General features: G+C 54.8%; 14 protein-coding genes and 1 pseudogene. 7 read left to right on the plus strand and 8 right to left on the minus strand.

Features of this window, described 5'->3' with window-relative positions; genetic code table 11:
* Nucleotides 1-103 precede the first annotated feature (103 nt).
* The 8 genes from M511_RS18350 to fliK all read right to left on the minus strand — a co-directional run bounded on the left by M511_RS18350 (nt 104) and on the right by fliK (nt 7883).
* Complete coding sequence (locus tag M511_RS18350) at nt 104-967, minus strand: sugar phosphate isomerase/epimerase family protein (protein ID WP_085503138.1); 864 nt, start codon at nt 965-967, stop codon at nt 104-106.
* Nucleotides 967-2172, minus strand: a complete 1206-nt coding sequence (locus M511_RS18355) for an NAD(P)/FAD-dependent oxidoreductase (protein WP_085503140.1) — start codon at nt 2170-2172, stop codon at nt 967-969. Before M511_RS18355 ends, M511_RS18350 begins: the two co-directional genes overlap by 1 nt.
* Before the next feature lie 52 nt (nt 2173-2224).
* The gene (locus M511_RS18360; RefSeq protein WP_085503143.1) at nt 2225-3169 is read right to left on the minus strand and encodes a substrate-binding domain-containing protein; all 945 of its coding nucleotides are present in this window, start codon (nt 3167-3169) and stop codon (nt 2225-2227) included.
* Nucleotides 3170-3244: 75 nt separating this feature from the next.
* Nucleotides 3245-3559, minus strand: coding sequence for a MocE family 2Fe-2S type ferredoxin (locus M511_RS18365; RefSeq protein WP_010400267.1), 315 nt, complete (start codon nt 3557-3559; stop codon nt 3245-3247).
* Entirely contained in the window at nt 3556-4590 is a 1035-nt protein-coding gene (locus M511_RS18370; protein WP_085503145.1) for a sterol desaturase family protein, read from the minus strand. The genes M511_RS18365 and M511_RS18370 overlap by 4 nt, the downstream gene beginning before the upstream one ends.
* A 125-nt stretch (nt 4591-4715) precedes the next feature.
* A complete protein-coding gene (locus M511_RS18375; protein ID WP_085503147.1) occupies nt 4716-5729 on the minus strand; it encodes a LacI family DNA-binding transcriptional regulator in 1014 nt (337 codons plus the stop codon).
* A 282-nt stretch (nt 5730-6011) separates the two neighbouring features.
* The gene (locus M511_RS18380) at nt 6012-6668 is read right to left on the minus strand and encodes a flagellar hook capping FlgD N-terminal domain-containing protein (protein WP_085503149.1); all 657 of its coding nucleotides are present in this window, start codon (nt 6666-6668) and stop codon (nt 6012-6014) included.
* A gap of 42 nt (nt 6669-6710) precedes the next feature.
* Nucleotides 6711-7883: a flagellar hook-length control protein FliK gene (gene fliK / locus M511_RS18385; protein ID WP_176224583.1), complete on the minus strand. Its 1173-nt coding sequence runs from the start codon at nt 7881-7883 to the stop codon at nt 6711-6713.
* 112 nt (nt 7884-7995) lie between these two features.
* Here fliK and M511_RS18390 point away from each other — a divergent pair, with 112 nt between their 5' ends.
* The 7 genes and pseudogenes from M511_RS18390 to M511_RS19360 all read left to right on the plus strand — a co-directional run.
* Nucleotides 7996-8238: a hypothetical protein gene (locus M511_RS18390; protein ID WP_010400261.1), complete on the plus strand. Its 243-nt coding sequence runs from the start codon at nt 7996-7998 to the stop codon at nt 8236-8238.
* Nucleotides 8239-8240: 2 nt separating this feature from the next.
* Entirely contained in the window at nt 8241-8552 is a 312-nt protein-coding gene (locus M511_RS18395; protein ID WP_139824640.1) for a hypothetical protein, read from the plus strand.
* A gap of 159 nt (nt 8553-8711) precedes the next feature.
* A complete protein-coding gene (locus M511_RS18400; protein WP_085503153.1) occupies nt 8712-9554 on the plus strand; it encodes a flagellin N-terminal helical domain-containing protein in 843 nt (280 codons plus the stop codon).
* A 59-nt stretch (nt 9555-9613) separates the two neighbouring features.
* The gene (locus M511_RS18405; protein WP_085503155.1) at nt 9614-9967 is read left to right on the plus strand and encodes a flagellar biosynthesis regulator FlaF; all 354 of its coding nucleotides are present in this window, start codon (nt 9614-9616) and stop codon (nt 9965-9967) included.
* 184 nt (nt 9968-10151) lie between these two features.
* Nucleotides 10152-10874, plus strand: a complete 723-nt coding sequence (locus M511_RS18410) for a DUF1217 domain-containing protein (RefSeq protein WP_240547705.1) — start codon at nt 10152-10154, stop codon at nt 10872-10874.
* 107 nt (nt 10875-10981) lie between these two features.
* Nucleotides 10982-11164: pseudogene (locus M511_RS18415) on the plus strand (hypothetical protein); the annotation flags it as partial.
* A 58-nt stretch (nt 11165-11222) separates the two neighbouring features.
* Nucleotides 11223-11497, plus strand: a 275-nt coding sequence (locus M511_RS19360) for a transposase (protein WP_139824578.1), incomplete at its 3' end; no start/stop codon positions are given.

Genomic DNA, 11497 nt, shown 5'->3' on the forward strand with positions numbered 1-11497 from the left:
TACTCGACCGGGGAAAACTCACCGTCTTTGACGACCTCGAAAAGGCAATCGCAAAACACGAAGAAATCATGAAAATACCTCCAAAAAAATGAAAAGGGGCGGGCTAGTTGCATCTGCGGGCAGGTTCGGTCGGCAGTTTGGCTGTTTCGGCCCAAAGGGTCCGGACCATGTCGCGTAGCATCAGCGATTCGTTCCAGCGGTCGGTGGTGTCATTGCCGTCGGGACCAGTGATGGCATAGGGTTTGGGACCCAGTTCGCAGGTAAAGACCAGCGCCGCATCGGCCGCCGCGCGGCTGCGCCAATCGCGAAACCCTTCACGCCACCATTGCCGGAACAGATCAACCCAGGGGCGGTGATGGGGATATGAGATTTCGATCTGCACCTGTTCGCGCGAGGCGACGCGGCCATGAAACGCCCATGTATTTCGCAGGATGCGCTGGATCAGCGTGTGGTTTTCGGCGCTGACCGGATAGGCGAACTCGCGGCCGACCAGAAAATGCGACAGATCCGCCAGCAGCGGCAGTTCCGGACGGACTTCAAGCAGATCCAGCGTAAAGAACAGATCGGTGGTCATGCGGTCGCGATGAGTTTCGATCAGCACTGGGATGCCGGCATCCTCGGCCAGACACAGCCAGCCATCCAGCAAGGGCAGGCAGTCTTCGACCCGGCGCAGGCGGATGTCAGGTTGCAGGTTCAGATGGCTGACCGGGAATTCGGCGGCGAGCTCCAGCGGCAAGCGCAGGTCATCCACTGTGCGCGGAAAACAGATCCCCTCGACGCCAAGACCCGAGCCAGAAAGGGCGAGGTTTAGCCGCTGAACCTCAGCGCGGCTGGTATAATGTGCGCTGATCCCGTCGAAACCGGCGTCGAGGATCAGGGCAATGTTTTCGTCAAGGCTACGCTCGTGCCCGTCGGTGTGGCGACGCTCCATCGCCCAAAGGGATTGAAAGACCAAAAGCCGCTGCATTACGCCGCCCGTGCGCTTTTGAGCAGAGATTTCAGATTGATCGCCGAGTCGGCGAGCAGAGCCGGATCCGGGCGGGCGCCCGCCAGGATCAGCATCTCTGCCAGCTTTACCTCTCGGGCGGTGCTATTGCCCGCGCCAAGTCCTGCTGCTGCCACGAGCTGGCCAGCGTTGAGGTAAAAGGTCAGCTCTCCACCTGGCAGGGGGCGCGGGACCATATGATATTCAGGCCGGGGCTGACCGGCGACCTGAAGGCCGAGGTCGTATTGATCCGACCAGAACCATGGCAGGGCCGCATAAGGCTGGCTTTCGCCCAGCATATTGCGGGCGGCTGTCTCGGCCTGGGTGCGGGCGTTCTGCCAGCTTTCCTGGCGCAGATGGCTGCCATCGGGTTGAACTGCTGCCGCGCAATCCCCGGCAGCAAAAATGTCGGGGGCGCTGCTGCGCAACTCTGCATCTGTCAGAATACCGTTTCCGGTCGCAAGCCCAGCGGCCTTTGCCAGCCCGGTTTCTGGCACCACGCCGATGGCCGCCACTGTGAGATCGGCGGGAACAAAAGTGCCATCCGCAAGCGCAACCCCGTCTGCCCCGATTTCCGCGACGCCCTGACCGAGATGAAAGCGCACCCCCTCGGCCTGATGGCGCTGATGCAGCTGTGCTGCGAAATGGCTGGGAACGGCACGCGTCAGAGGGGCAGGGGCGGTGTCGATCACATGGACCGGGACCCCGTTTCTGATCAGCACGGAAGCAAGCTCCATCCCGATCAGCCCGGCGCCGATAATGGCAACGGGATGCCCCGGCAATGCGCGCGCAAAAATTGCTTCGGCATCGGCGTGGCTGCGAAGGTTCAGCGCTCGGTCCCCTCCGCGGCAGATGAGCCGTCGAGGCGTCGCGCCGGTCGCAAGCAGCAGGCGGTGATAGGGCAGGACCTCGCCATTTTCCAACGTCACTGTCTTTGTGACGGGATCAAGCGACCGGGCAGTGCAATCCGCCAGATAATGAATACCCGCGTTCCCGAAAGCCTCGGGTGGGCAGATGGGTTTGCGCAGCACTATCCCATCCCGGGGTTTCGAGAGGGGCGGGCGCTCATAGGGCACGCCGGGTTCGGTCCCGATCAGGGTGACAGGGCCACTCCAGCCCGCCTCGCGCAGGGCGAATGCCGCGCGGGTACCGCATTCGCCAGCTCCGATGATGACCATGCCGTTCATATTGCTCTCCGCTTGCAGGGGCCGGCGCGGTGGGCGTGCGCCGGCCATCCGGTCAGTTGCGGCCCGCGAAAGAGGCCATGTTCTGCGGTGTGACCAGCTCAAAGGGTACCATAACCTGCTGTTCGACCGGCTCATCCCGGGCGAGTGCGAGTGCGGTATCCAGCGCGCTTGCAGCCTGACCGGCGGCGTTCTGGAACACGGTCACGTCCAGCTCACCCGCCTGCATCGCGGCCAGACCATCCTGCGTGGCGTCGATCCCGACGACGATCACCTCATCCATCTGGGTGCCCGCAGCCTTGAGTGCCTGAATGGCACCGATGGCCATTTCGTCATTATTGGCGAAAATCACATCAATCGGCCGGCCCGAGGTGATCCAGTTCGTGGTCAGGTCCATGGCATTGGTGCGCTGCCACGCCGCAGGCTGTTCGTCGGCGATGGCCACGTCCTTGCAATCCCCCGCAGCCAGGGTGTCACGCACCGAGGCGGATCTTTCGCGCGCCGCCTCATGCGCCAGATCGCCCATCAGGATATAGGCCTGCGCATTGCCCTGCTTGTTCTTGGCCTTCAGCAGATCGCAAGCGGCCTCGGCGCCAAGCTTGCCCGATTCAGTCTCGCGCGAGCCTACATAGGCCTGTGTCGCCGGCAGGCTTGCGATATTTGCAGGCTCAAGGTTCAGATAGACCAGAGGAACCCCCGCCAGCTCAGCCGCCGCCGAGATCCCGGGCGCGGCCGAGGTATCAGCCAGCGTCACCACCATTGCGTCGACACCAGAAGCGATGAAGTTGTTCACCTGATTAAGCTGTTTGGCGACATCGGTCTGTGCGTCCTCGATCTGCAGGGTCACGCCGTCCAGTTCCGAGGCGCGTTTCTGCAACCCCTCCCGCAGCAGAGTCTGGAAATTGTTGTCAAAGCTTTGCATCGAGACGCCGATGGTTTCCGCCCCTGCGGCAGCGGCGCTTAGCGCGGCGAGCGAAGCCGCGGCGATGATCCGTTTCATTCTTCCTCCCTTGGGTGCGCGGCACCCCTTGCGTTCCCAGGCTCCGGTCGCGGGGCCATTGGTGCGTGCGCAGCCCTATCCCAGGGCCACGCGAACCTCGCCATTCACTATCTCTGTTGGATAGGTGCGCAGGTTTTCACAGGCCGGAAGGCGCAAAGCCTCGCCGGTGCGATAGTCAAAGGCGCCAGAGTGCTTGGGGCATTCCACCTCGAAATCCATCACCAACCCGTCAGCCAGATGGATCGCCTCATGTGTGCACAGGCCCGCCGTGCACCAGACGCTGTCATCGGGGCCGCGATAGATCGCGTAGGTGCGGCTGTTGTGATCAAAGCGAATCGCGCCTTCCTGTTCGATATCGTCAAGTTTGCAGGCAGTTACCCAATCGGTCATTTGGTGGCTCCCCTGGCTTCCATTCGGGCTTTGCGGGCGGCAAGCTTTTCCTTGCGCTTGCGATAGCGTTGCTGCATCCGCGCCTCGCCTTCGGGCGAGCCGTCGTGCCAGGTGCCGAACCACTTGTCCAAGGGGATCAGCGCATCACCGTAGTTCACCTCGAAATACTTGTGATGCAGGTAATGGGCGTAGGCATGGCTATCGACGAGGCCGTTTTCGCCCACCTCAACTTTGTCAAAGCCGACATGGCCGGGGATGGCGCCAAAGCCCGCGTAATGCAGTTGATAAAGCATCACCACCGGGTTCGAAGGCAGGATCAAGTGATAGAATACCGTGGCAAAATACAGCAGGTGTTCGACCGGATGCATCGACAGGGACGACCAGGGCGAAGGGTTGACCGAGTTGTGATGTACCGAATGCACCCATTTATAAAGCAGCGGCGTGTGGATCAGCCGGTGGATGCAGAAAAAGTGGAATTCGTGAATGACCGGTACTGCGAGTGCGACCAGTGCCAGCGTCCAGGGACGCTCGGCAAAGCTAAGCCATGGCGCATGGCCGTTGGCATAAGCCCAGAGCATTACCACCTCGACCCCGGTCCAGATCGTCACCCCCGATAAAAACGTGCGCAGGATGTTGTCGATGTTCTGGCTTTCGAACCAGAAAGCTTTGCTGCGCTGTTCGGCGGGGAATTTTCCGTTGTATTTAAAGCGGTTTTCCTGACGGCGTAGCACATAGAGGTGCAGTTCAAACGCGCCGTAGAACAGTAAAACGCACAGGGCGTTCACCGCATAAAGCCAGCCGATCCAGCCCAGCCGGATGCTTTGCATCGACTCGACCGGAGGGATGATCCAGGCCCAGTAAGCGACTGCCGAAACGGCGAAGATCACGTTCCAGGGCAGGAAATAATGCGGCAGCCATTTCAGAATGGCCTTGATACGCGGGGGAAAGTCGAACAGCGGCGCAGGCTCGACAGGACGGTTCGGCGTCCAGTCGCCGCGCTTGTTACGCGTTCCATATTGCAGATCGTCCATGACGCTCTCCTCGGCGATGGGATGGGGCGGAGGGCGTCATGCGCCATGGTCTGCCGGCCCTCCTCCTGCGGCAAGATGTAGCAGCGAGGTCCGGGGAAGCCGAAAGCTTCCTTGATCAAATCAGATCAAAGGCTCTCGGCGGTGATGGTGATAAAGCGGATGGGGTCCTGATCGGGCTCAATCTCGGTCAGGCCGATGCGGCGTAGTACCATATCAAGGGCGCGGCGGGCCTGCGCCTCTGGTGCCTGATCCAACACCACATCCATCACCCTGTCCCGCAGCGCCTGTGCAGTATAGTCGGTCAGCTCATGGCCGACAAAGAACAGATCGCGCCCGCGCGGATGCCGGCGCAGCACCTCGATCAGCGCCGCATTGGCTCCGCCCGCGTTGTACAGGCCAGCAAGATCGGGGTGCCGGTTCAGGGCAGTGAACAGCAGATCGGCGTGGCGGGCTTCCTCGTCGCGGCCAAAGCCGACCAAATCGAACTCAAGACCTTCCGGATGATCGGCGAAATAATCCGAAAAACCCCGGATACGGTCGCGATGCACGCGATAGATCGGATGGCAGATCGCCATGACCCGCCCATTGTGGGGGCTCATCCGGGAAATGAACATCGCTGCGGTACGTCCAGCGGCGTAATTATCGATTCCAACAAACTCTCCCACTTCGTCCGAGGCTCGGGTGACGACATGGACTACCGGGATGCCCTTGGCAGCGATGCTCTCAATGGCATCCCGGATCAGCGGATGATCCGGAACCGCCAGAATCAGCCCCGCCCGACGCATCCCGGCAGAGGAGATGCGGGCCGCAACCTCCGTCGGGTTCATTTCTTCGGCAAAACTGCGATGGACGATGATCAGAGGATCCAGCGTTGCAGAAATGCGTTCAAAGGCACGCGACAGACGCCGGTAAAAGGTGGTCTCGGGCCGTACCATCAGCACCTCGATCCGCATCAGCCCGCGATGCGCGTCGGGTAATATACGCGGATAGTCGAGGGTTCGTGCGGCCAGCACAACCTTTTCTGCCGTCTCGGGCCGCACGCCCCCACGGCCATTCAACACCCGCTCAACCGTAGCGGTGCCAACTCCGGCAAGAAGCGCGATATCGTGGAAGGTCGGTTTCTTCGTGCCTTTGGTCATTATCGCAATATCGCCGGTTCTGTGGCCTGTCCTGCAGGTTTGATAAACCTTCGGGATGTCGAGTGGGGCTGCAGGTAGGTTGCGGCAGGTCTGACAATCATCCGATCTGCCTTTGCCTCTTCATCCCTCTATAATCACTCGCACCCGTTGTCCCATGCTTGCTTTCCTTGGGCCATTCCTGGCAGTCACGGCCGGTGTTCACCTGCCTGAGCAGACGATTGTGCCGGGGAAGTGAAGCAGTCACGGCTTATCGGAGCTTTCCAGGCGAGACCTTATCCCTCGTCAGCTCTTCGCTGTTTCAGAGCGCTCCCGCAGTGCCGTGACATCTTTGATGCCAGCCGTTCCACCACCCTCCAAGATCAGACTGGGGCCATCCTTGGTAATCTCTACCCCTGTTACGCGGGTATAAGCCTCGACGTCACGGGTTTTGAGTGTCTCGCCGTTACTTGTTGCCTCAATTCGGAAACTGTAAAAACCAGACGGCAGTGGCTTGCCATCTTTGCCAATACCTTGCCATTCGATCTCACTGGTGTCAGGGCTGATCTTCTCACGCATGACTTCACGACCATTTTCGTCAAGAGTCACAAGAGTCATGGTATCGGCACCGGCGACGTCCTCAACCGTCAAAGCAAGAGGCTTATCATCAAACCAGACCGGCTTGCTGGTTCGCACTTCGCGCCCTATCCAGTCCGAGAATTGTCCAAGCTCCCCTTCCTCGCTGGCTAGCAGCATCTCTTTCAGCAGGGCATTGGTCAAGACCTGCTGCTCAACACCCGAGAATGTGGCAAGCTGAACGGCGAAATCTGTGCCCTCCATGGGGTTTAATGGGTCCTGATTTCTGAGCTGCGCAGTCAGCATCCTCAGGAAAGTATCAAACTGGCCTTGTGCGGGATTGTTTTGAGAGGGCGCAGACCTGCCTGAGCGTTGTCCCGGTCCCATTTCAAAGGGTGGGATATTACCTGGTCCTGTCAATGTGATCTCCTATATTCTGATGTCAATTTCACGATTCGCTACGTTTCGACCTGTTCTTGACAGCACCGGTGGCGCTTTCCCGGTCGATGCCTCTGGCTCATCCTCAGTGTTTCGCGTGGATTCTGGAACGCTTCCCCCTGATTGGCTATTCTTCCCGTTGTTGGAAAATGACACATCTGCTTTTCCCAGACCGGATTGGCGTAGTTCTTCCTCTAAAATTCCGGAATTTCTCTTAAGAAGCTGATAGGTTTCATGCTGTTCTGCGAAAACAGAGACATGCATCTTTTCTCCGGGTGTGAGGATAATCTTCATTGGCCCTAAATCTTCTGGTGTCAGAATTATCTCGATCACCCCTTCAGCAGGATTCGATGCGCTGTATGCAGGTGCTTGGGCTATATGATTTGCATGGAGATAGGGCGGGCGGGAGGTAAGCGGAATTTTCCGATCTGGCGAGCCCGAGATAATTATATATTCTTGATTGGATGTGTTGTAGTTCAAATTCATCTCATTAAAGGGGCTCGGAAGTTTCTGATTTTCTTCCCCCGAGCCGCTTATGGAGGTAACGGATGAAGCTCGGTCATGATCTTCCGGATAATCCATGTATGTAAGGCGTGCGGTCTCTGCGCGGTCATTGGTATATTTTTCAGATGCATCGGATAGGAGGTCGCTTTCGCCAGTACCCCTTGATAAAGTGGCGGTCAGGTTTGTGCTGTTAATCCGATCCGCATGCGCTGACTGACTTTGCTTCACTGGGCCATTAACTTCTTCACCACTTCTGGACGCAAATATCTCATCATAATCTACCAATTTGGCGAATGATTCGGTATGAGCGCTGGTTGCGGCTTCCGCCTGAGTGTCGGAGTCGTAGCTTTCACCCGAATCGGATCCCTCCGCTTCACACTCGCGCAAACAAGATATTTCGTTATGCACTTGAATCTGGTAAAAATGCTCATCCGTGAGAAGTGAATCGATTCCGATCGGCCCTGTCTCGGCCGGACTGCCTTGTTCTTGATTCCCGGTATCGGAAGTCAAAGCTTCCTCTTCCCCGTCTGGTTGATCAGGTCTCTTCTCATATGCGTCGATGAAATCTGGCCGATCATACCTGTTGGAATCCACCTTGTTCTGGGAATCGGAGATGCCATGCCGATGCGTAGGTAAAATCTCAAAACCGATGCGTATCATTGATGGCTCCATAGGGACGGTATCGCCATGGAATACTACAAGAACGTTACCAAATATTTACTCCTCCTCCATAGAATGAAGTCGTGTAAACTTCAAACAAGGGTATTACTACATGGAGCCGGTTGGATGGATGTCCAGTCCTACAGTAAAAAGCGGAACGATAACAAAACCTTATGATGGGCTCGAGCGGATGTTCCTTTCAGAGATGCTGAAATACGCGTGGCCGCAACAGACATCCTCAGGGTTTGGGGGCGGTGTGGGGGAGGAGCATTTTAGCAGCTTTTTAAAGGATGCTTACGCTTCTCAGCTTGCGCAGCGTCTGGCGCTGAATCTGCATATATCGGATATGGGGTAAAAATGAAACCATTACAACTGCTACACCAGGTTCAAGAGCATCTCCTGGAATCTCGGATTGTCGATGCAATGAAGGGCATCAGGCAGTTTGAAGAGTTGGTTCTTGCTGGAAAGGTGGGGGGTGAAAATGCATCAGGATGTACTGAAGCTCTTCTTACGATTCGGGCATTGATTACAGCTGTGAGAGACGGTGCGGCGGCGGTCCGATACCAGTTCGATGAGATCATGGCCCTCACCCGCAGTATCTATATCTATGATGAGTATGGAAAAAGGACGGATTGTTATCCTGCGGTGGATAAGGGATATAGATTTTGAATAAATTTTTCCATGATATTTGATTGCATCACAGGACCTGAAGAGGCAGGTAAAGAGTAGAGATGATTTCCGATGTAGAGAAAATCGGGATCTCTTTGTTCGGTAGATGCCGAACTGTCTTGAGTGGGACATGGTGTCCGGAAATAATCGAGGTTAAAGATGTCCAGTATTCTGACTAACAACGGTGCAATGGTCGCACTGCAAACCCTGAAAGGGATTAACGCGAACCTCAATAAAACGCAAAATGAAATTTCAACGGGGAAAAAAGTAGCTACGGCAAAAGATAATGCTGCCGTTTGGTCGATTGCAAAGGTGATGGAATCGGATCAATCGACTTTTAAAACCCTGCAGAGCAACCTTAACCTGTCGCAGGCAGTGGTAACGACCGCACTTGATGGGGCGCAGCAGATTGGCGATCTGCTGGTGCAGATGAAAGACCTGGCGGCCAGCGCCGGCAGTGATGCGAATGACTTTGGCACTGTCAATGAGCAGATCGTGCAGCTGAAAAACCAGATTGTCTCAATTATCGATGGCACCCAGATGAACGGGGTCAATCTTCTTAAAACTAATCCGGTTGGTAGCTCGACATCCTTTACCGTCCTCGCATCTCTGGACCGGACTAAAGGCGAGACGACGACGACCGCTCAAACGATTACCGTAAATTCTGTGAATTTCGAAGAGAAAATTGAAGGAGTTACACTGACCACTATCACCAATGCAGCGACGGCGCAGACCGCAATTGGTGAGATCGAAACTATGATCGAGGTTGCCAAGAAGGGTGCTGCGCAACTGGGTACAGCGGCGAAGCGGATCAGCGATCAGTCAGATTTTGTTTCAAGGCTCGCGGACTCTCTTACTACCGGAATTGGTGCTTTGGTGGATGCTGATATGGAGGAGGCTTCTGCGCGGCTGCAAGCGCTCCAAACTCAACAGCAGTTGGGCGTTCAGGCACTTTCTATCGCAAACCAGGCGCCTCAAAATATCCTGGCTCTGTTCCGTTAATTAAACGGGGTGCCTTTAGTGGCACCCCAATTAAATGAACGCTGTTCTGGATATGTTATATGAGTGTTGGTTGTGTGAATTTTAGTGACTTCAAAGGATATGATGAAGTTAGAAACGAGAGAGATCATGAATATGCCGCTTTTCTTCGTTCTACGCGGGAACTGCAGGCTGCTAAAATTTCAAATGACCGTAGGTTAATTTTAAATTCTGTAGTTTACAACAATCAGCTTTGGGTTGTATTGGCTGATGATGTGCGATCCCCTGGGAATTTATTGCCAGAAGATGTGAAGGTGGGAATATTATCTCTTTCCTCCTTTGTATTGAAATACGGGTTTCGTGTGCTTGTGGAGGAAGCGTCTGTTGATGTTTTAATTGATATAAATAAAGCTATGATGAGGGGGGTGGGCAGGTAAACTTATGTGCCGTTCTGTGCAGAACTGTCATTCATCCTCTGGGCGACTTTGTAGTTGGTGGTTTGCTTTAGAATTTGACCATGTACCATGGCGTTTTTACAGAATTAGTGGGTGAGTGACTTTGAGTTATACTGTTCAAATTGGGGTCGGGGGGTATGCTGGTTGGAAGGTTTTGGAGAGATCTATGACCAGGCAGAAAACCGCGTACGCTCAAAGTTCCCAAGTAAAGCTTGTTTCTAAATACTTTTCAGATAATGCTTCAAAAATTAGAGACGTAGATGATCTTATCGGGGACCAAAAAATATTTTCCGTCGTCCTGACTGCCTTTGGTCTCGATTCGGATATAAAGAATAAGTACTTTATCAAGAAAATTCTTACCTCGGATCCGGATGATAAGAATAGTTTTGTTAATAGAATTTCTGATAAAAAATATCTTGACATGTGCAAGGCCCTTGCCTTTCCTTCGTCATTAGATGAAGGGTGGAAGGGGTTGGATATAGAACGTATTCTTGGCAAGTATGTTGAGAAATCATTTGCAAAAAATGTTGGCTTGCAGCATCCGGAGATAGAGATTGTTCTTAACGGACGTCGGGAGCTTCAAGATTTGGTTGAATCGAGTGTAACCGATAACGCCAAGTGGTATCATATTATTTCCTCGAAATCCTTGCGCACGGTTTTTGCGGGGGCTTATGGCCTTACAGCTGGGTTTTCGGGACTTTCTGTTGATAGGCAACTTTTAGAGCTTAAGCGGAGAACTCTTAAACTTACCGGGGCAGATGACGTTAAGCAATTTGAATCTGCGGAGTCTGTGGATAAGTTATTTGATAGATATCTCATACGTAGCAGTGTAGACCTTTCAGGATCATCAAAATATTCTGCAGCTCTCACTTTAATCAGGGGGTACTGATAAGGGTTATTCCAAGGGCATATTTTTGTTTTTCGATTGAAATATTTATAATTTTATTGCTGTTCCTGTAGTTTGGTTTTTATACATGCTTAGTTTGTGTTGGCGAAATGGATTCCGGTGGTCGACGCTCTGTGATTCAAGCTCCATCTCCACGTGGGAGATGGAGCTTGGCGCGCAACCTGATATCCGACAGTGAGTGGGCCTTCTTCGAAGGCTTTATTCGTGCCGTTCGACACCCGCATGGGCGTAAGCCCGCGGATCATCGTCTTGTTCTGGATGGTATGAGGTGGTGCCGGTTTCTGAGACAGGGGCATAAGGTGGATCGACCGATGAAAAGGACGATCCAGCATGAAGACACGCAGACGGTTTACGGCCGAGTTCAAGGCCAAGGTCGCGCTTGAGGCGATCCGCGGCGAGCGGACGATTTCGGAGTTAGCCACGAAACACCAGCTTCATCCCAACCAGATCACGCAGTGGAAGCGGCAGGCCATCGAGAACCTGGCCAAGGCGTTCGACGACAAGGCTTCCGACGCACAGGTCGGCCGGGAGGCCGAGGTCACGAAGCTGCACGCCAAGATCGGCCAGCTCGTCGTCGAGCGCGATTTTTTGGCCAAAGCCTTCGA

Origin of the sequence: Paracoccus sp. J56 (genome assembly GCF_019633685.1) — a bacterium.
In the GTDB taxonomy this organism is placed as follows: Bacteria; Pseudomonadota; Alphaproteobacteria; order Rhodobacterales; family Rhodobacteraceae; genus Paracoccus; species Paracoccus kondratievae.